Below are 21,057 nucleotides of genomic sequence, written 5' to 3'. Positions count from 1 at the left end.
TGGAATTATTAAAGGGAAAAGGTTTTTCGTCTCTTTGATTTTACTTTCAGTAATCTTGTTGTCTGTTGGCGCTGCTTTTGCGGTGTCTGATGATAATAGTACTATGGCTGTCGATGAGGCGATTCAAGATGATAATGCTCTAGCAATTGATCCTGATGATTCTAGTTTATCAGATGATTCAATTCCGGAAACACAATCTAGTGTAGTAACAAAAGACACATTCCATGATTATTTTGATGAGTCTGGAACTTTAAAAGATGATGTTTCTAGTGATGAATTGATATTTGAAGGAGATTTTACTGGACTTGATGTTAGTTATATGACAATTGGTAAATCTATTAAATTATCTGGTAATAATGTTGCACTTAATGGTGTTTCTTTTGCTGTTATTGCAGATAATGTTGTAATTGATGGATTCAACCTTATTCATTCTGATTATAGTATATTTACTGTTTATGGTGTATCTGGTGTAACTTTATCAAATAACTTAATTAATTTTAAGACACTTGAGGGAAATGAGGGTTATGCTATTCATGCTGATACAGTATGTGACTTGAAAATTTTAAACAATACAATAAATTATGTTGGAAACACTGATGGTACTGTTGTAAACAATGCTATCCGTGTAACTGGTGATGAAGATTCAGAAATTACTTCTACAAACATTGTTGTTGATGGTAATGTATTCAATATAGAAATTCCTTCTGTTGTTGTAGGTTATGACCCTGAAACTTGGGCAACAAAAGCTCTCTCTGAAGGTATTGTATTTTATTACTGTGATGGTGTTAAATTCACAAACAATCGTGTTGACTTGAAATATAATAGTGCAAAAGGTTCTTATGATACTATATATGCAGTAAGTGTAAGGGGAAATGCTTATAACTTCGAATCAGAAAATCCTATTGTTTCTTCTAATGTTGAAATTTTCAACAACACAATAACTGCTGCTGGTCACAATTATATTTATGCGCTTTTCGTATCTGCTGAAGATTTCAATGTTTCATACAATGTAATCAATGCAACTTCTGATGTTTACTATGCTAATGCAATTACAATTGATGGTCCTGCATCTGAAGGTATGATAAATAATAACTTTATTGTTGTTAATTCCCCAAAATGTGCTTATGGTGTTTATTCTTACCAATACAATGGTGCAATTCAAGATATTTCTTATGTAAATAACACAATCATAGGTAACTCTTATGCTGTCTGCGGTATGGAAATATTCGAGGATAATCCTTATATTGAAAACAATGTAATTTCAGTAGTGGGTAACTATTCTACAGGTATTGTTGCAGGTATGAAAAAAAATGGTACTATTTCTAATAATTATATAGTTGCTACTGGATCCAATAATGGTACAGATCCTACTGGGGATCCTTTACTTCCATATAATTCTGTAGCTGTTAAGGTTAAAGGTAATACATCAATTAGAAATAATAGAATTGAATCTACTGGTATTGGTATTAATCTTGTAAAAGAAGGTGCTGTAACTATTGAAAACAACATTATTGATGTTAATAATTTTGGTGCTGTTGAAAGTTATGCAATCTATTCTGAAATCGGAAATTTAACTATTTTAAACAATGAAATCAAATTTACTGGAAATACAACTGGTGCTGTCGTTAACAATGCAATTTTTGTAACTGGTGATGATGATAAACAGAAAGCTGCTAAAAATATTGTTGTTAAAAATAATACTTTTGACATTAAATTGCCTTCTGTTGCTGTAGGTTATGACCCAGATACTTGGGCTTCTACTGTCATGTCTGAAGGTATCGTTTTCTACTACTGTGAAAATGTAACTTTCACTGATAATCGTGTAAATCTCAAATATAATAATGTAAATGGTTATTATGATACCCTTTATGTTGTAAGTGTTAAAAGTGATGCTTATAATTATGATATGGATGATGATTATAATATGATTTACAATATTGTAAGTTCTAATGTTTTAATTTCCAATAACACTATTGTTGCTGAAGGTCACAGCTATATTTATGGTGTTTTTGTTGCAGCTGACAACTTCTCTGTAAGTGATAACTCCATTGCAGTATCCTCTGATGCATATTATGCAAATGGTGTTGATGTTGATTCATTATCTACAAATGGATTTGTGAAGAATAATGAAATTTCTGTGACTGCTCCAAATAGTGCTTATGGTATTTATTCTGCAAATTGGATGGGTCCTGTTGAAAATGTGACATATGATAAAAACACAATTAATGTAAATGCATATGCTGCTTGTGGTATGGAATTGAGTGAAGCAAATCCATATATTTCTAATAATGCTGTTGTTGCAATTGGTAATTACACTTATGGTATTGTAGCAAGTATTAAAGATAATGCAACACTCATTTCTAATGATATTAAATGTATTGGTACTGAAACTGGTGAAACTAGTACTGGTGATTCTCTTTTACCTAAAACATCTTTAGCTATTAGTACTAAAGGTGATGTATTAATTAAAGAGAATAATGTTACAGCTACTGGTACTGGAATAAAAACTTTAAATGGTGAAGTTGAAATAGAAAATAATACTATTAAAACAACTGGGGACTATGCAATTGAGGCTACTGGTTCTGATTTAACTGTTAAAAATAATTATTTAGCAGCTAAAAAAGGTGTTGGATCAAATTCAATAGTTTCTGATAAATCAGTTGCTTCAGAAAATAATGTTCCTGAATTTAAAGTAATCATTTTAGCTCCAAGTGTATCTACTGAATACATTAAAGGTGCTGTTTTCTCAGCTTATGCATATGATGAAAATGGTGATCCGATTTCAAACATTGTCATTTCAGTAGCTATTGATGGTGTTGTTTATAATGCTACAACTAATGCAAATGGTTTAGTTAAATTTAATTTCAATCCTGATGCTGGTGTTCATGATGTTGTAGTTTCATTTGCAGGTAATGATGTTTATGGACCTAAAGAAGTAACAAGTAATATTATTGTAAATCAATCTGCAAGTAAAGTAGTTGCAAAAACTTCTTCTACTGTTTACTTAACTACTGTTAAATCTGGTTCTTATTTCACTGTAAAAGTAACTGACATTAATGGTAAAGTTTTAGCAAATAAAAAAGTTTCTATTACATTCAATGGTAAAACTAAAACATACACAACCAATGCTAATGGTGTAATAAAATACAAACTTTCTGCTTCTAAAACAGGAACTTACACTTTAAAAATGAAGTTTGCAGGTGATAACAATTATGTGGCTTCTTCTGCTACTGCAACAATTAAAATCACTAAACAGGCATCTAAAGTAACTGCTGCTAAGAAAACTTTCAAAGCTGCAACAAAAACCAAAAAATACACTGTTACTTTAAAAGACAGTAAAGGTAAAGTTATTAAGAATGCAAAACTCACAATCAAAGTTAATGGTAAAACATATAAAGCAACTACCAATTCCAAAGGTAAAGCTACATTTAAAATTACCAAATTAACTAAAAGAGGAACTTTCTCAGCTAGAGTTAAATATGTAGGTAACACCTACTACAAAGCAACTTCAAAAACTGTTAAAATTACAGTCAAAAGATAGGGATTTTTAATCTCTGTCTATTTTTTTATTTTTTCATGTAGATTACTTGATTTAAATTTATTATTTTTTGATTATGGATTAATTATTTTATATATTTACTTTATAATAATTAATAATTAACCGATAACTATCTATTTAATTAATCACATTTCTTATTATTCGATAGTTAAATTCTCTTTGTGTTTTTCAATATCTATAAAAAAAGCAAATTGAGTATATTGAAAATAATTTCTTAAAAATAGGAGGAAAGTAAATCAGCACAATGCCAATTTACTTCATTGCATCTTTGACTCTGTCGAAGAGTCCTTTTTCAACATGTTGTATTTCGTCTCCGCTGATTTCAGCGAATTCTTTAAGTAAGTTTTTTTGTTTTGAACTTAATTTTTTAGGAACAACAACTACAACTTTCACATAGAGGTTTCCTCTGCTTGAATGTCTAACAGAGTTCATACCTTGTCCTCTTAATTTGTAAACAGTTTCGCTTTGTGTCCCAGGAGTGACTTTGAATTCAACTTCTTTTCCTTCAATGGTTGGGATGCTAAGCACATCTCCAAGTGCTGCTTGAGGGAAGCTGATTTGTTTTTCTAAGTATAAGTGATCTCCTTCACGTGTGAATTGCTTATGTTTTTTAACATGTACTGTAACAATTAAATCTCCTTCAAGTCCTTCTTTATCACCATTGTTTCCTTCACCAGAAACTCTTAAGTGGTTTCCTTCGTCAACTCCTTCAGGAATCTCAATTTTAATTGTTTTAGTTTTTCTTACACTACCTCTTCCGTGACATTCATCACAAGGGTCTGTAATAATCTTACCAGTACCTCCACATTCTCTACATGGTCTTACATTAACCATTTGTCCAAGGAATGTGTTACTGACTTCTTTGATTTGTCCTGTTCCTCCACAAACTTTACATGTTTCTGGATTGGAACCTGGTTTAGATTTAGATCCTTTGCAGGTTGGACATAATTCACTTCTAGTGATTTTTATTTCTTTTTCGCATCCGTTGAATGCTTCTTCTAAAGTAATTGGTATCTCGGTGTAGATATCTGAACCTCTTTGAGGACCTGCTCTTCCACCTTTAGAACGTGCTCCTCCACCAAAACCGAACATATCGAAAATGTTTCCTATATCAAATCCCTGGAAAATATCTTCAAAGTTTACGTTTTGATAGAAATCTTCAGCACTAAATCCATCCATTCCTGCATGACCAAATTGGTCGTATCTTTGGCGTTTATCATCATCGGACAAGACAGCGTAAGCTTCACTTACTTCTTTAAACTTATCTTCTGCATCCGGTTCATCACAAACATCTGGATGGTATTTCCTGGCTAATTTACGATAAGCTTTTTTAATTGTTTTTTCATCAGCAGATTTATCTACTCCAAGAACTTCATAATAATCACGCTTGTCTGCCATTTATTCACCCTAATAAAAATAATTTTAAATAGATAGAAAAAATAAAAGTTTTATCTATTGTTAGTTTATTGATTGATTCTGATTCTGATTGTTGTTAACCTAACAATGTAATAAAACTTTATTATTTAATCTAGTCTTTTACTTCATAGTCTGCATCAATTGTGTCATCATCTTGTCCTTGTGCACCAGCGTTAGGGTCAGCACCTGCTTGTTGTTGTGCTTGTGCTTCAGCTTGTGCTTGTGCTTCAGCTTGTGCTTGTTGGTAGATTTTTGCACCAATCTCTTGAACTACATTGGATAATTCATCGGATTTTGCTTTAATGGCATCAACGTCATCGCCAGCTATAAGTTCTCTTAATTCTTTAACAAGGCCTTCAACTTTTGTTTTTTCATCTTCAGATACTTGATCTTTGAGTTCATCTAAGGTTTTTTCTGAAGTGTAAATTAATGAGTCTGCGTTGTTTCTGATTTCGATTTCTTCTTGTCTTTTTGCGTCTGCTTCAGCATTCATTTCTGCTTCTTTGATTTTTTGTTCGATTTCTTCATCAGATAATTTAGTTGAGGAGGTAATGGTAATTGCTTGTTCTTTACCGGTTCCTTTGTCTTTAGCAGTTACATTAATAATACCGTTAGCGTCAATATCGAAGGTTACTTCAATTTGTGGAATACCTCTTGGTGCAGGTGGGATACCTACAAGTTGGAAACGTCCAAGTGAGGTGTTGTCTGCAGCCATTTTTCTTTCTCCTTGTAATACATTAATGTCTACAGATGGTTGGTTATCTGCAGCTGTGGAGAATACTTGGCTTTTCTTGGTAGGGATAGTAGTGTTTCTTTCAATTAAAGTGGTTGATACTCCACCTAAGGTTTCAATACCTAAGGATAATGGAGTTACGTCTAAAAGAACGATATCTTTAATTTCACCAGCTAATACTCCTCCTTGGATAGCAGCACCCATGGATACACATTCCATTGGGTCAATACCACGTTCTACTGGTTTACCTATGAATTTTTCAACGAATTTTTGTACAATTGGCATTCTGGTAGGTCCACCAACTAAGATAATTTTATCAATTTCAGATTTGCTCATATTAGCATCGTCTAATGCTTGTTGCATTGGTTTACCTGATTTTTCTACAATACTGTCAACTAATTCTTCTAATTTTGCTCTGGTAAGATCAATGATTAAGTTTTTAGGACCATTTGCATCCATAGCAATGAATGGTAAGTTAACTTGAGTAGTGGTGGTAGTGGATAATTCAATTTTTGCTTTTTCAGCAGCTTCTCTTAATCTTTGTACTGCTTGATCGTTATCCATTAAGTCGATACCTTCTTGAGCTTTGAATTCATCAACTAAGTATTTGATTAATACATTATCCATATCAGTACCACCGAGTTGGGTATCTCCACTGGTAGCTCTTACTTCAAATACTCCTCCACCGAATTCCATAATGGTTACGTCTAAGGTACCTCCACCTAAATCGTATACCATGATGTTCATGTCTTCATCATTGTCAGATTTATCAAGACCGTATGCAAGGCTTGCTGCGGTTGGTTCGTTTACGAGTCTTACAACATCAAGTCCAGCAATGGTTCCTGCATCTTTGGTTGCAGTCCTTTGGTTGTCGTCAAAGTAAGCAGGTACGGTAATTACAGCTTTTTCGATTGGTTCGCCTAAGAAAGTTTCAGCATCTTTTTTGATTTTTTGTAAGATGAATGCAGAAATTTCTTGAGGTGAGTATTGTTTTCCATTTACTGTAACTTTGTGATCAGTACCCATGCTTCTTTTAATTGCACTGATAGTATTTTCAGGGTTGGTTACAGCTTGTCTTCTTGCTGGTTCACCTACTAACATTTGACCTTCTTGGGTAAATGCAACGTAACTTGGGAAAGATTTACCGTATTGGCTTGCTCCTTCTGCGGATGGGATTGTAGTTGGTTTACCTCCTACAAGCACAGATGCAGCAGAGTTACTTGTTCCTAAATCAATTCCAATAATTTTTTCTTTTTTAGTATCAGACATAATTTTCACCTATTTTTTTATAAATAATTTAATAAACGTTATTTTTTACAAACAATAACTTTTGAGTATTTAAGGACTTTATCTTTGTACATGTAGCCTTTCATTAATTCTTCTATAATATAACCATTTTCAACATCTTCAGATTCTTGAACCATCATTGCTTCATGCTTGTTCAAGTCGAATTTTTCCCCTTTTGCAGGAATTTCAGTAATACCTTCTTTGGTCAATACATCTTTAAATTTATTATAGATAAGTTTTACACCTTCTTTCAAGTCTTCGTCATTCTTAATTTCTAAAGCTCTACCGAAATCTTCGTAGCAATCAAGAAAATCTTTAATTAAATCTTCATTTGCGAATTTAACAAGATCTTTGTTTCTTCTATCAGTAATTTTTTTGAAATTTTCGAAATCTGCTTGAAGTCTTTGTGAAAGTGAAATATATTCTTTGTTTTCTGCTTCTTGTTTTTCAAGATTTTCTTTGATTTCAGCCAACTCTTCATCTTTTTGAGTTAACTCTTCAAGAAGTTCATCATACTTTTCTTGAATATCTTGAGTTTCAACTTCAGTTTCGCTTTTAATTTCGTCAGTCATATTTGCACCTTTTCTAGGTTTTTTGAAAAACTTTTGTAATAACTCTCTTACGAGAACTTGAACTTTAGGTTCTTTAACATTGGTTTTTGGGAATTTATGGACATATAGGAAAATGGTTCATTAATTTAAAGTTATTACGTTAAGTTTTTCTGAACCAAATATTAAAGTAACCAAAAGTTATCTTTCTCTTATACTATTATAGTAACAAAAAGTTATATAAATGTTTCGATATAATGTATAATCATGAGTAGAAATGATGACATTGATAATATTAGAAAAAATCGCAAAAATGTCAATTCTTCTAATGGCCACATAGAAATTAGAGGAAACTATAATGACCAATTGGGAGGGATTGACAAAGAAGACATCCTCGATGTAATGGGTTGTAAGACTAGAAGAGACATTATAAATCTTTTAAGGGAAGAGCCTATGTTTGTTAGCGAAATCTCAAATGAACTGGATATTGGTCAAAAAGCAATTATCGCTCATTTGCGCGCAATGGAAGATATAGGGATATTGAATTCTTCTTATAAAAAGATTTTAAGAGGTCGTCCACGTAAATACTATGATTTACAAAATGAGGTTAATATCCATATTACCATTAACAGGAATACTTTTGATGTTAACTTGTCTGAGGACATGCTCAATACATTGCAACTTCCATCAGGTGACGAATGGTCTAAATTATTAGATATTGAAAAAAGAATAGATGATGGACAACTTGAAGCTATTGATGAGTTGAAAAATCAAATAAGATTATATAGTAATCTTAAGGAAAGGGCAGAGTATATTCTTGAAAGAACTCTAAGAAATAGATAAACTTCTTTTGGCCATTTATTGGATGGTTTTTTAAACCATCTTATTATAATTTTTTAGCTATTATCGCTTGACCGAGTGATACAGATCCATCTCCAGCACAAGTGTTTTTGTGTTGAATAAAATTAAATCCATTATTTTCTATGCAATTTTTAACTGTGTTTGTAATTGCTTCGTTGTAGAATACACCGCCTGTAGCACCAATTTCTTTTATGTATTTTTTATCTGCTGATTGGATTGCAAGTTTACTTAAACCACGTGCAATGGCATTTTGACCAGCTGCAGCAACATCTGCTTTCTTCTCACCACTTTGATATAGTTTTACAACTTCTTTTAATATTTCACTTGTATTTAAAATGTTGTCTTCAATGATTATTGGGATTTCTATATCTTTAGTTGAGTAATATGCAGCAGATTCAAGTTTCATTGAGCATTCTCCTTCATAGGTACGTTCATGACATATTTCAAGAGCAACTGCCATTGAATCAAGAATTCTTCCTGTACTTGTGGTTTTACCAACATTGATTCCAGCGTTTATCTGTTTAAAAATGTTTTTTATTTCGATTTCTCCATATTTGAAGTAATTTGAATAATTTTTAATTAAATCTTCATCATCCAATATACTTGCAAGCATACGGGCAGGATGTTTGGTTGCAACATCTCCTCCGGGCATCATTTGAGGTTGCAAGTGTCCCATTCTCTCAAAGTTTTTGACATCAGTGTAGAGAATTTCTCCACCCCAACTGGTTCCGTCACTTCCATAACCTACTCCATCAGCAGCAATTACAATCATTTCATCAATTGCACTGTCATTTGCAAGGGCAATTGAATGTGCATGATGATGTTGGATTGGGATGACTTCCGCATCATATTTTTCAGCCAGTTCATGTGCAAGTCTTGTTGTGAAGAAATGAGGATGCATATCACATGCAATTGTATCAAATTCATTGATTTTTGTAATTCTTTCCATGTTTTCAATAGCTTTTCTTAGAAATACTAATGTTTTAGGTTTGTTTGTATTTCCTATGTGTTGAGAAGGATATACTATATTGTCTTTTGCAATTGAGAATGTAACATCAAGTTCCGGACCTAATGCAAGTACATTCAAGTCATTTACATCGTAATTTATTGTGTAAGGCTCCGGAGTGTATCCTCGAGATCTTCTGATGAATGAAAGTTCATTGTTTCTAAATCTTATCACTGAATCATCACATCTGTTTAAGATTTTACGATTGTGGACTAATGAATAATCGTTAACTCCTTTGATTATATCTTCATTTTCAATCATCATAGGCTCTCCAGGGATATTTGCAGAAGTCATTACGTATGTGTCAATGTCTCCTTCATCAAAGAGCAAATAATGCATTGGTGAGTATGGAAGCATAACTCCTATGTTGTGAAGTCCCGGAGCTAAACTTTCAGGGAAAGGATAATTGTCCTTTTTCTTCAAGATAACAATTGGCCTTTTGTTTGAGGTTATTGTTTCAATTTCTTTTTGGGTCAATTCAGCATATTTTTGAAGGCTTTTCAAATCTTTGCACATTACTGCAAAAGCCTGGTTTGGACGGTTAAGGCGATTTCTTAATTCTGTTATTGCATCGTCATTGTATGCATCAACAACTAAATGTGTTCCCCCAATTCCCTTAATGGCTACTATTTTTCCTTCTTTTAATTTATCTGCACCTAATTTAATTGGATTGTCAGTAACTATTTTTGTTTGACCTTCATATATTTCCATTTGTGGTCCGCAGTCATTGCAGCATATTGCTTCACCATGATAACGTCTGTTTAATGGTTCTTTGTATTCTACTAGACAGTCGTCACATAATGGGAATTCATCCATTGAAGTTCTTATCCTGTCGTATGGCACACTTTCAATTACTGTGAATCTGGGTCCGCAGTCAGTACAGGCATTAAATGCATATTTGTAACGTCTATCATTTGGATTACGGATTTCTTCAAGACATTTGTCACATATTGCAATGTCAGGAGGAATTACACTAATTCCAGAATATGAATCTCCACTTTCAACAATTTTAAAATCAGAATAATTATTAAAATCAATTGCTTCAACGTTCATTGAATTGATTTTTGCTATTGGTGGCAACTCTTTCGGGAGTCTTTCAACAAACAATTCTGTATCTTCACCTTCAATAATGATTTCAACAACATTTCCAAGGTTTCTCACATGTCCTTTAAGATTTAGGTCAGCTGCCAATCTATAGACATATGGTCTAAATCCTACACCTTGCACTATTCCCTGTGTTAAAATCTTTAAAGCATTCATTAAGTTATAATATTGTAAGTCAAATTTTATATAATTTTATCTTATATACTATTAATTATGAAAGATATTCTTGAAAGATTAGTCAATAGGGAAATTAATATTGATGATGCAGAAAGATTGATCAATGCAGATAAAATTTTGGAATTTGATGAAATTGCTAAATTTGATGCTAAAAGAAAGGATCGCACCGGTTTTCCAGAAGCTGTTTTTGCGCAAAGCAAAGCTTTTGAAGATTTGCTTTTAATAATTGACAAATACATGGATTCTGATAATGATAATCTGATTCTTACTAGATTGTCCAATGAAAGATATGAAATGCTTTTGGATGAATTTGATGATGATGCTTTTATTTTTGAATACAATAAAAGAGCTCAAATATTAATTATAAAAAAAGAGATTGTTGATAGGGAACCGATTGCAAAAATAGGTATCATGACTGCTGGAACTTCAGATATTAACATTGCTGAAGAAGCTCGTGTAATCGTTGAGGAAGGTGGATGTGAAGCTGTCACTTCATATGATGTTGGTGTGGCTGGAATTCACAGATTATTCCCGCAAATAGCTCGCATGGTTGAAGAAGATGTTCGTGCAATTATTGTATGTGCAGGAATGGAAGGAGCATTGCCTTCTGTTGTTGCAGGACTTGTAGATATTCCTGTTATTGCGGTTCCAACATCTGTAGGTTATGGTGTTGGAGAAGGTGGAAGAGTTGCTCTTGATTCAATGCTTCAGTCTTGTGCTCCGGGAATTGCAGTTGTAAATATTGATAATGGTTTTGGTGCTGGGGTATTTGCACTTACAATAGTAAGGAGTAGTGGTTAGTTTGAGATATGAAAATTTCAATCCTCAAATTCATGATACTCGTAAGGTTGCAAAACTGGTCTATGATGTTGACTATAGAACTTTTGACTTGCTTTTCAAGACTCCAGAAAAAGCAGTCTCAACAATTGAAAATGATTTGAAAAAACATGAACCTGAAAATACATTTAAAGTAATATTGGATGATGAAATGCAGGTAATAGGTGTTTTGATGGCATATGTATCTGAAAAACCATTTGATTTAAGATTGAAATCTCTAAAATTAATCATAGTAGATATCTTGGACTATTTTGTTTTGTGTGATGTTAAAAAGGATGATTTATATATTGCAGAATTGGCTATTGACGAATCTTTAAGAGGTCAGGGATTGGGCCGTCAGGTGGTACTTGATGTAATTGATTATGCCCGTTCTAAAAATTTGAACCGTGTTACTATTGATGCGGATTTTAGAAATGCTGGTGCTAAAAAACTATATGAAAGAATTGGATTCAATATCTTCAATAAAAAAAGAGTTAAAATTGGAAGTTTTGAGAGAGGGATGCAGAACATGGAATTAATCCTTTAGTTTAATTTCTTTAATTCTATCATACACTCTTTTACAATTTTTTCTGTCATTGAACTTGAAAGTATTTTTAATCCTATTGGCATACTCTTCTTTAAGTCTGCAGTCGTTTTCAATATATTCATTAATCAAATCAACTAATTCGTCTTCTTTTTTCACAACTTCTCCAAAACCCATTGTTTCATAATCAAAATAACTGTCTTCTAAATTGAAATGATAATCATCACTGTATTGGTAATATAAGACAGGTTTATTTAGATATGCAAAATCAAATATTGCAGAGGAGTAGTCTGTAATTGCTAATGATCCGCTGTTGAATAATGTTTGATATCTTGTTTTTTCATAATCTATTTTAACATAATCATTTGTATCGAATAATTCGATAAAATCATACACGTTTGGATGTGGTTTGAATATTATTTCATAATTGTTTTCACGTGCTGCTTCAATAAGTTGTTTATTGTTGATTAATGAATTGAATCTTTTGAAAAATTCATTTTCCTTAATGTATTCTTTTGATTTAAATTCTAAATCTCTTCTCCATGACGGCATGATTAAAATTTGTTTTTTGTCTTCCCGGTTTTTGAGACCATCATATCTAGGTAGGCCTAGTAATTGAACAACATAATTATCATAGTTGTAAGGATTTTCTAATACTGACTCATATTCTTTAATGGTTGATGTCAAGAATAAAGATAAATTCATGTTGGCTTTATTTACCCAATAGGAAATATCATCCTTTATGACACCATGCTGTAAAAACATTGTGCTGGATTTTAAAAGACCTGCAAAAAATGGATAACCTCCCCAAAATGGATAAATGACTCCATTGTCAGGATGGGAAGTTATTATATTTTCAACAAACATTCCTAAGAATCTATGCTTGAGGGATTTGTATCCAATGACATTGCCTATCTTTTTAATATTATCAAATTCCTTATTCTCTGAACTTAAAATGAAGTATTTATCAATATCATCGTCCTGTTCTACAGCATATTTGAATAATGCTAATCCATTGTCATCAGCATCATTCGGACGGTCCATGAAAAACCATATTTTTCTGTCTTTTAGGAAGGGATAACTAATCATATATGCTATTCTAAATGGAACTGCTTTTATAAATCCAGATTCATGTTTCCTGACCATATTTATTAAGCTTTTTATTTCTTGTTTGATCCATTTGGATGAAGTGTTCTTCTCAACTATTATCTTATCATTTTCCAGAATGCTCAAGTAATGTTTTGTTTTTGCATATCCGACACTTTTTGAGAAATTGCATGGCCTTGAAAAATCAATATGCAATGATTTATTTTTTTGTTTAAATTCAAGTTTTGATTGTTTATCTGTGGTAATTGGGATGATGCATTCCATTGAATAGTCATGTAATAAATCATGGCCTAAACAAGGAGCATATTTATTTGGAAAAGTCAATTTCTTAAATTCTTTTGTTTTATTATCAAATAATATCTCAATATTTCTTGGATTGATGTTTATAATGTTTGCCAAAATGTGGAGTTTATTGTCAATAATATCATATATATCGATAAATACGGTATTCAGATTTAATTTTTCTATAATCTCATCGTTTAAGTCATTGTTGTATTTTAACAAGAATGCTGTAATTGTGAGTTTATTGTCGAGTAATCTATTCTTTAATAGTGCATTATCTTTGATATGCATGATATTTTCAGCTAAGAGTGTCAAATCAATTTTATCGTCTGTTTTTTGTATTGACAATATCCATCTTAAATGATTTATAAAATTGAACTGGATGAATTCTGGTATTCCGGAGAATTTGTTGAAGCATTTTTCTTTTAAATGATTAAAATTGATTTGGATGTATTTTTCGTATTCTTCTCTAGAATAACTCACAGTGCTTGAAGGGTAAATTTTTTCTTCAAGGTTCTTTGCAAAGTAAGATCCCTCACAGCAGATACCTAAACTTGGGTTATTGATTAAAATCTCACTAAAAAAAGTAATATTCCCATTAACGACATCTAAAAGTTCGATTTCTGCACTGGATCTATTTCTAAAAAAAGTGGATAATCCGAGTAATTGTGAATATTGTGGATTTTCTATTAAATCGATTTTTTTGCTGTTTTGAATTTTATAATTCAAGTATTGTTCTTTTCTTCCATTTTTATAATAAAAAATTGGAAGCAGCGCTAAATCAATGTCTTCATGATCATTAATGAACTTTAAAAGATTTAAAAGTGAATCTTTTGAAAAGAAGTCATGGGGTTCTAAAAAAGCAATAAATTTTCCCTGAGCTTTTTTAATTGCCTCATTCTTCGCTCTGGAAAAATTAACTGTGTCTAACTGAATATATTGTATGTTTGAATATTTGGAAATGTAATCAGAGCAGATATCCTTAGTTTTATCTTCACTATTATTATCTGCAATAATTATTTCAATATTCTCTTCAAAATTAAGTGTTTGATTAATTATGGAATCAATTGACTCTCTTATTCCCAATTCTGAATTATGTGCGGGTATTATGATTGAAAATTCAATTTCATCCAATTTTATCACGTTATTTAATCTTGAGATTGTTTAAAGTCCGGAGTCATATGTGCAACAACATACTCTAAGTTTTCATTTAATTCAGTATCATCGTCATAATTTTGTAATTTGATTAAAAATGTATGATTGCATGTAAATACATAAGCATTACTAATGTTTTGATTTGTTTCTTTTGTAATATTTTTATAATCAATTTTATATGCAGTAATATTATCAATATTCAATGTTGAATTTTTAATAACTTTAATGTCTGATTTTTTACTTAAATCTTGTAGAGCAGTTTTGAATGCATTCATTGATGAATCTTCTTTACCTAAATCTTTAATATATATTTTTTCATTGGTATTCTCATTGATTATTGTTCCATAGTCTGTTTCTTTACTTTCAATTGAAAAATCATTTGGAAGTGTAACCACAGTCTTGTTTACAACTGTAATTGCATCGCCAACAGTGGATGAGGTTTCAACAACATAAAATAGGCAACAACATCCTACAATTAAAAATATTAATATCATTATCCATCTTTTATCCATTTCAATCCCTACTTTTTCTTAGCACTTTTAACATAAGCATCACAGACTTTCTTTGCAGGTCCTTCCATGTATACTTGTCCATTTTCAATCCAAATGCATCTGTCACAAATGTTTTTTATTTGGTTTATGGAGTGAGATACTAGGAGTACTGTGACACCATCTTTCATCATTGATTTAATCTTTTCAGAACTTTTCTTTCTGAACTTAATATCTCCAACGGCTAAAATTTCATCAATGATTAAAATTTCAGGATTGATGAGAGTAGCTATTGAAAAACCTAATTTTGCTCTCATACCCTTGGAGTAATTTTTAACAGGATAATTTATGTGTTCACCAAGTTCTGAAAATTCAACTATCTCATCATATTTTTCTCTGATGAAATCTTCTTCCATACTTAGAAGAGCACCATTTAAAAAGATATTGTTTTTTCCAGTGTAATTTTTGTCAAATCCTGCACTTAACTCAAGTAACGGGGCAATTTTGCCATGAATTTTTATTTCTCCTTCGCTAGGTTCATAGATACCTGCTATTATTCTTAAAAGAGTACTTTTTCCAGCACCGTTAAATCCAAGAATACCTACTCTTTCACCTTGATAAACATTGAATGAAATATCATCTAATATTCTAATTTTTTCGGCTTCTTTTTTGTTTCTTTTAATGGTTCTAATAATGTATTCTTTTAATGTATCAATTTTATCTTTTGATACTTTAAATTCCATTGCAAGATGTTTAACTTCGATCATCACCTTACGATCTATGTTTCTGGTTTTAACATCAATTTTTGAGGTTTTAGAAATGGATTTTGTGTTATCATTACTTTTAAATATTGTTTCAATTGTGTATGTTCCTTCATTTAATGATAATTCTATGCTTGCAAATCCTTTTTCATCAGTTGTTTTTTCGAATGTCTCCTCATTAAAATTAAAAGTGATTGTTTCACCACTCAATGGATTACCCTCACTATCAAGTAATCTTGCACTGTAATAAGGTTCATCTTTTGAGTAAATGCTCATATTTGGTGCATATAACTCTAGTTTAGAAGATTCTTCGGGATTTATATTATCAGGATGTATTAATTTAGCAGTTACATAAGGACAAAATTCTTCATCTGATGGACAATATATTCTAGTTTCTTTCCTAGTTTTTTTAGGAGAAATTTTGAATGATACATATCCTTGTTTGTCTGTATGTTTTTCGTAAAATTTTTCATCAAGATACAAACTTATTGTTTCATTTTCAATGGGATTATTAGAGTTATCTAATACTTGCACATAATATCTATTTTCTTTACTCATCACATAATCAGGAGCATAAATTCTAATATTGTTAAATCTATTATTTTGAAATTTAGTATCTACAGGAATTTGTTTAATTTCTTTTTGTTTTTTATTATCTGTAAATAAATTTTTTATTTTATCAATTAAACTCATAGTAAACACCTATATTTCTAATACTAATTTCTTCTCATAAAGTTTGAATAAGCATAGTCCAATACCTAATGCTGTTAATGAAAATACTGCTAAGTATAATAATGTGGAGGTATTTGGGAAAATTCCATAACTGATACAATCCCTGAAACATGAAATCGCTGAATAAACTGGATTTAATGTAAATATTCTTTGAACTAATGCTGGAACGATTTCCATAGGATAGAATAATGCAGATGCATACATCAATACAAGTGTAAATACATTGTATAAATGTCCAATATCTGTGAAGTAAGTGTTACATACTGCTAAGATTAATCCAACTCCAAATATCAAGCAAACTAAGAAGAACATTGGAATTATTGATAAAATTATTGTCCAATGGAATGAAGCACCTGTAATTATCATTACTAAGAACAATATTACCATTGAAATTAAAAAGTTAACAAATTCATAGCATATTGCACTTACGGAAAACATATATTTAGGAACATAAATCTTTTTGAGCAGATTTGCATTTCTTTTTATTGATCTCATCGCACCTTTTGTTCCTGCATTGTAGAAATCAAAGATGACTCTTCCAGTTAAGAAATAAACGGGATAGTTCTCAATTTGACGTCCGAATAACATTGAGAAAATAGCTGTAAAAACTAACATTATCAAAAGAGGATTAAGAAAACTCCAAAGTATACCTAGAATGGAATCTTTATATTTTGAAGTTAAGTCTTTTTTAACTAACTCTTTCAATAAGAATTTCTTTTCTGCGATTGTATCAAACATGTTTTCCACCATTATTTTGAATTAGAATAATTATTTTCTTCTTCTTTCAAATTCGTCGAACACATTATCAAGGTCTATTCCTTTGTAAACAAGGAGTAATAATGTGTGGAAAATTAAGTCGACAGATTCATAAACTAAATTTTCGTCATTTTTAGAAGCAATTAATACTTCACCAGCTTCTTCAGCTATTTTTTCGAGTATTTTATCTTCTGCTTTTTTGTTACTGTCTTGCATGATTTTTGATGTGTATGAGTCAATAGGATTATCACGACGTGATTCTAAAACTTCATATACTTCTCTTATAATTTTGTCACTCATCTAATCATCACTTTTACGTTCTTGGTCTTGGAGACTTTCTGTAAGGGCTATTAGTGGATGTTTGTCATCATCGATGATTTCAATATCCTCAAATGTTTTAATTCCGGCCTTATCAGCAGTTTTTTCCATGCCTAATTTTATATCTTGCCCTAAATCAATAACATATGAATCTACAGTTTCATAGCCTTGTTGTGATGAAGCAACAGCTCTGTGATGTCCATCAACTAATATCCATCTGTTACCAGTTTTCACAACAATTGCAGGTTCTGCTAAACCTCTTTTTAATTCATATGCTCTTCCTTCGAGCTCATCTGCATAAACTCTGTCCTGTGTTGGGCGTAATTTATTAGTTTCAACAGGTATATGTCTTAAGGTAGCTTTGATGTCATATAATTGTTCTAAAGTTTTCTTGAAATATTCTACCTTGTTTGGGGTTGATCTTTCAATATGTGATCTTACCATATCTGTATTGGTTATGATTCCAACAATTTTACTGTTTTCATCAACAACAGGCATTCTAGAGATTCCTCTTCTGAACATTACTCGGGATGCATCATTTATGGATAAATCTGGGTTAGCAACAATTAATTTTGTGCTCATCAACCCGTCAACTGTATCTGCCCATTCTTTAGATACAACATCAAATGCAGTCACCATTCCAACTAGCTTTTCATCTTCAACAACTGGATAACTATTATGGCGACTTGTTCTCATTAATTCGATAATTTCTTCAGTAGGAGTATTTGGGGAAACACAAATAACATTTTTTGTCATATAATCTTTAACAAAAGATTTTTTTCCCACCATAATATTTCCTCCTTATTCGATATTTTCTCTTAATAATTTGACTGTTTCACCAGGATCTGCTTTTCCACGTGTTAATCTCATTACTTGTCCCATTAAGAAGTTAATAGAAGCTTTTTGTCCTGCTAAGTAATCTTCAACTGCTTTTGGATTTTCTTCAATTGCTTGTTTTACTGCAACAAGTACTTCATCATCTTTTACAACACCAAGTAATCCTAATTCTTCAGCAATAGCTTTAGGGGATTTTTCATTGTTTGGCATTTGTTCTATGATTTTTTTAGCAGCTTTCTGAGTAATTTCTTTTGCTTGAATCATGTTTAAGAATTCAACTAAATTTTCAACTGTAATTCCACTATCTGCGAAGTCTAATTTGTTGTATGATAAAACTCTTTTAAGTTCATCTCTCATCCATTTAGATGCAAATATTGGTTCAATTTCTTTTACAACTTCTTCATATGCAATAGCCAAGTCAAGCTCTGAGGTTAAAACTTTTGCAGATTCTTGGTCAATGCCGTAATCTTCAACAAATCTTTTTACTTTGTTGTGAGGTGCTTCTGGCATTGTATCTAAGATTCTTTGAATTGTTTCGTCAGAAATTTGCATTGGTGGTAAATCAGGATCAGTGATGAATCTGTAGTCATCAGCATCCTCTTTCATCCTCATTCCCACTGTAATCATTTGTGATTCTAAGTAAGCACGAGTTTCTTGTTTAACTTCAACTCCTCTTTTCATGAGGTTTTTTTGTCTTACAAGTTCAAATTTCAATGCTTTGTAAGCTCCTTTGATGGAGTTAACGTTTTTCATTTCTACTCTGTTTCCACCATTGATGGATATGTTTACGTCAGCTCTCATGGTACCTTCACCACGTGCTCCTCCACTGTATTGTAAAACACGAATTAACTCTTTTAAGAAGTTTCTTGCTTCTTCTGGGGATTTTATATCTGGTTCAGTAACAATTTCAACTAATGGAATTCCTGAACGGTTGAAGTTAACAATACCTCTATCTGGTTTGTATTGACCAGGATCTTCTTCTGCGTGAATTTCTCTGATTCTAATTCCGTTTAATTCACCTTTGATTCCGATAGGTACGGAAGTTCTTTGATAACCTGAAGATAAGTCAGGATAATCGTAATGTTTTCTCATAAAGTAAATTACGTCTTGATCAATTTCACAGTTGAGCATTAAAGCAATCATTAATGCATTTTCTAATGCTTTTTTATTGGTTGGGTGTGGTTTTGCTCCCGGTTGGTTAAGACAAACAGGGCAGATGTTTGCATTTGCCGGTGCATCCTGATAATTTGTAGGACAATCACAGAATAATTTTGATTCAGTTTCTAGTTGTACGTGGATTTCGAGTCCACACATCATATCGACATCATCGCTAATAATAATTCCTCCACTAATAATTTATATTATAATTATATTTAGTACATTAGATTTATAAAGGTTATTAAAAATAGAGTTTATTTTATTTAATTCAATATATGAATTATTTTACATGATGGTGTTGGTGGTGTGGTGTTTGATGTATTAATATTTATTTTTAAGGGATTCTTTTATGTATCTTTTAATAAATTTATCTAATTCCGGTGAAACTTCACTTTTTTCAGGACCTAATTTGGTCTTGTCAGTAAATGTTCCTTTTAGTTGTCTACCGGCCCATTTAACTTCTTCTTCAACTCTTTTTCCGTATTTTGTTCCAAACATTTTGAATAATGGGAATTTTGTAATTCCATTTGCTCCACTTAAAATCAAGATTCCTATGTTTGCAAGATTGTCTATCCAAGTTCCGCAGATAATTTCAATGTTTGGGAATGCTAATCTAACTTGGGCTACTACTTGGGCGTAATAAAGTGAAGCTGGTTGTGAAGAATTGGCATAAATTGTTTCCTTGTGAGGATTCAATGAATAAAAAATTACTCTATCAATTTTATGATCTCTAATGTAATCGATTATGTAGTCCACATCAGATAGTGTTTCACCAAGTCCTAAAATGATTGTGATTGCTTTTTTGAATCCTAAATCATTTGCGACATCTAACATATTACTTATATCATCTAATTTTTTTGAAGGACAAACATTTTCATGGATTTTTGGATTTGCTACTTCAACAGCACCAGTGATTCCTTTTATTTCAGAGCCATATTCTTCTAATTCATCAGTTATTCCAGTATTTAACCAAACTCCATCTCCCGTGATGTCTTTAATGGTTGTTGCTATCTGTTTGATTTCTTGTGTTGTGAATGATTCATATCCTCCGGATAAGAATTCGATATTCCAGTCAAGACGTTTGCACATCTCTGCTTCTGCATAGATGTTGCTGATGTTTCTTCTGGCTTTTGTAGGATCTTTAATTTTATCTTTTTGTGTGGACATGTAGCAAAATGCACAATCTCCTTTATCGCACCACCAGGATAAGAATACTGCTCTTTCTAATGTAATTAAATATCCATGTTTGTTTAATGTAATTTCATTAGCTTTTTTTATTAAATCGAAAATGTTAGAATCCATGTATTTATATATAATCTTAAAGTTTATATACTATTAAGTTTAATTTAATTAATAGAACTGATTTTATTAGTTTGAGGGTGCATAAACCAAAAGGTTTATATACTGAATAC

At 31.5% G+C, this 21,057-nt stretch carries 16 protein-coding genes; 4 read left to right on the top strand and 12 right to left on the bottom strand.

All coding sequences use genetic code 11. The features are described 5' to 3' along the window. Positions 1–34: 34 nt before the first annotated feature. Positions 35–3,541 (top strand): right-handed parallel beta-helix repeat-containing protein, encoded by a 3,507-nt coding sequence (locus MR875_03345; protein ID MCI6993881.1) that lies wholly within the window; start codon positions 35–37, stop codon positions 3,539–3,541. 270 nt (positions 3,542–3,811) lie between these two features. On the opposite strand, the gene dnaJ is transcribed toward MR875_03345, so the two are convergent. From dnaJ to MR875_03330, 3 genes are all read right to left on the bottom strand, one after another. Continuing rightward, the gene (dnaJ, locus tag MR875_03340) at positions 3,812–4,957 is read right to left on the bottom strand and encodes a molecular chaperone DnaJ (GenBank protein ID MCI6993880.1); all 1,146 of its coding nucleotides are present in this window, start codon (positions 4,955–4,957) and stop codon (positions 3,812–3,814) included. 130 nt (positions 4,958–5,087) lie between these two features. Then, positions 5,088–6,977, bottom strand: a complete 1,890-nt coding sequence (gene dnaK / locus MR875_03335) for a molecular chaperone DnaK (protein MCI6993879.1) — start codon at positions 6,975–6,977, stop codon at positions 5,088–5,090. Positions 6,978–7,015: 38 nt separating this feature from the next. Further along, positions 7,016–7,567, bottom strand: a complete 552-nt coding sequence (locus MR875_03330) for a nucleotide exchange factor GrpE (GenBank protein ID MCI6993878.1) — start codon at positions 7,565–7,567, stop codon at positions 7,016–7,018. Positions 7,568–7,810: 243 nt separating this feature from the next. On the opposite strand from MR875_03330, the gene MR875_03325 reads away from it, so the two are divergent. Then, positions 7,811–8,386, top strand: a complete 576-nt coding sequence (locus tag MR875_03325; GenBank protein ID MCI6993877.1) for an ArsR family transcriptional regulator — start codon at positions 7,811–7,813, stop codon at positions 8,384–8,386. Positions 8,387–8,429: 43 nt separating this feature from the next. Here the strand turns inward: MR875_03325 and hypF are convergent, their stop codons facing one another. Further along, positions 8,430–10,670 (bottom strand): carbamoyltransferase HypF, encoded by a 2,241-nt coding sequence (gene hypF / locus MR875_03320; GenBank protein MCI6993876.1) that lies wholly within the window; start codon positions 10,668–10,670, stop codon positions 8,430–8,432. A 57-nt stretch (positions 10,671–10,727) separates the two neighbouring features. Here hypF and larB point away from each other — a divergent pair, with 57 nt between their 5' ends. Together larB and MR875_03310 are read left to right on the top strand one after the other, a co-directional pair. After that, positions 10,728–11,492: a nickel pincer cofactor biosynthesis protein LarB gene (larB, locus tag MR875_03315; GenBank protein ID MCI6993875.1), complete on the top strand. Its 765-nt coding sequence runs from the start codon at positions 10,728–10,730 to the stop codon at positions 11,490–11,492. A gap of 1 nt (position 11,493) precedes the next feature. Continuing rightward, on the top strand, positions 11,494–12,054 hold the full coding sequence (locus tag MR875_03310) for a GNAT family N-acetyltransferase (protein MCI6993874.1): 561 nt from the start codon (positions 11,494–11,496) through the stop codon (positions 12,052–12,054). Here MR875_03310 and MR875_03305 read toward each other — a convergent pair. The 8 genes from MR875_03305 to MR875_03270 all read right to left on the bottom strand — a co-directional run bounded on the left by MR875_03305 (position 12,043) and on the right by MR875_03270 (position 20,947). After that, positions 12,043–14,574 (bottom strand): bifunctional glycosyltransferase family 2 protein/CDP-glycerol:glycerophosphate glycerophosphotransferase, encoded by a 2,532-nt coding sequence (locus MR875_03305; GenBank protein MCI6993873.1) that lies wholly within the window; start codon positions 14,572–14,574, stop codon positions 12,043–12,045. The genes MR875_03310 and MR875_03305 overlap by 12 nt on opposite strands. Positions 14,575–14,588: 14 nt before the next feature. After that, positions 14,589–15,107 (bottom strand): hypothetical protein, encoded by a 519-nt coding sequence (locus MR875_03300; protein ID MCI6993872.1) that lies wholly within the window; start codon positions 15,105–15,107, stop codon positions 14,589–14,591. Between the two features lie 8 nt (positions 15,108–15,115). Beyond that, positions 15,116–16,537 (bottom strand): ATP-binding cassette domain-containing protein, encoded by a 1,422-nt coding sequence (locus MR875_03295; GenBank protein MCI6993871.1) that lies wholly within the window; start codon positions 16,535–16,537, stop codon positions 15,116–15,118. Between the two features lie 9 nt (positions 16,538–16,546). Continuing rightward, positions 16,547–17,314: an ABC transporter permease gene (locus MR875_03290; GenBank protein MCI6993870.1), complete on the bottom strand. Its 768-nt coding sequence runs from the start codon at positions 17,312–17,314 to the stop codon at positions 16,547–16,549. Positions 17,315–17,344: 30 nt separating this feature from the next. Then, the gene (locus tag MR875_03285) at positions 17,345–17,632 is read right to left on the bottom strand and encodes a phosphoribosyl-ATP diphosphatase (GenBank protein MCI6993869.1); all 288 of its coding nucleotides are present in this window, start codon (positions 17,630–17,632) and stop codon (positions 17,345–17,347) included. Then, positions 17,633–18,439, bottom strand: a complete 807-nt coding sequence (locus MR875_03280) for a CBS domain-containing protein (protein MCI6993868.1) — start codon at positions 18,437–18,439, stop codon at positions 17,633–17,635. A gap of 12 nt (positions 18,440–18,451) precedes the next feature. Next, positions 18,452–19,804: an Asp-tRNA(Asn)/Glu-tRNA(Gln) amidotransferase subunit GatB gene (gatB, locus tag MR875_03275; GenBank protein ID MCI6993867.1), complete on the bottom strand. Its 1,353-nt coding sequence runs from the start codon at positions 19,802–19,804 to the stop codon at positions 18,452–18,454. Between the two features lie 162 nt (positions 19,805–19,966). Beyond that, positions 19,967–20,947, bottom strand: a complete 981-nt coding sequence (locus tag MR875_03270; protein ID MCI6993866.1) for a radical SAM protein — start codon at positions 20,945–20,947, stop codon at positions 19,967–19,969. Positions 20,948–21,057 lie beyond the last annotated feature (110 nt).

The organism is Methanobrevibacter sp., assembly GCA_022775905.1.
Classification (GTDB): domain Archaea; phylum Methanobacteriota; class Methanobacteria; order Methanobacteriales; family Methanobacteriaceae; genus Methanocatella.
This window is presented reverse-complemented; position numbering and strand designations above follow the sequence as displayed.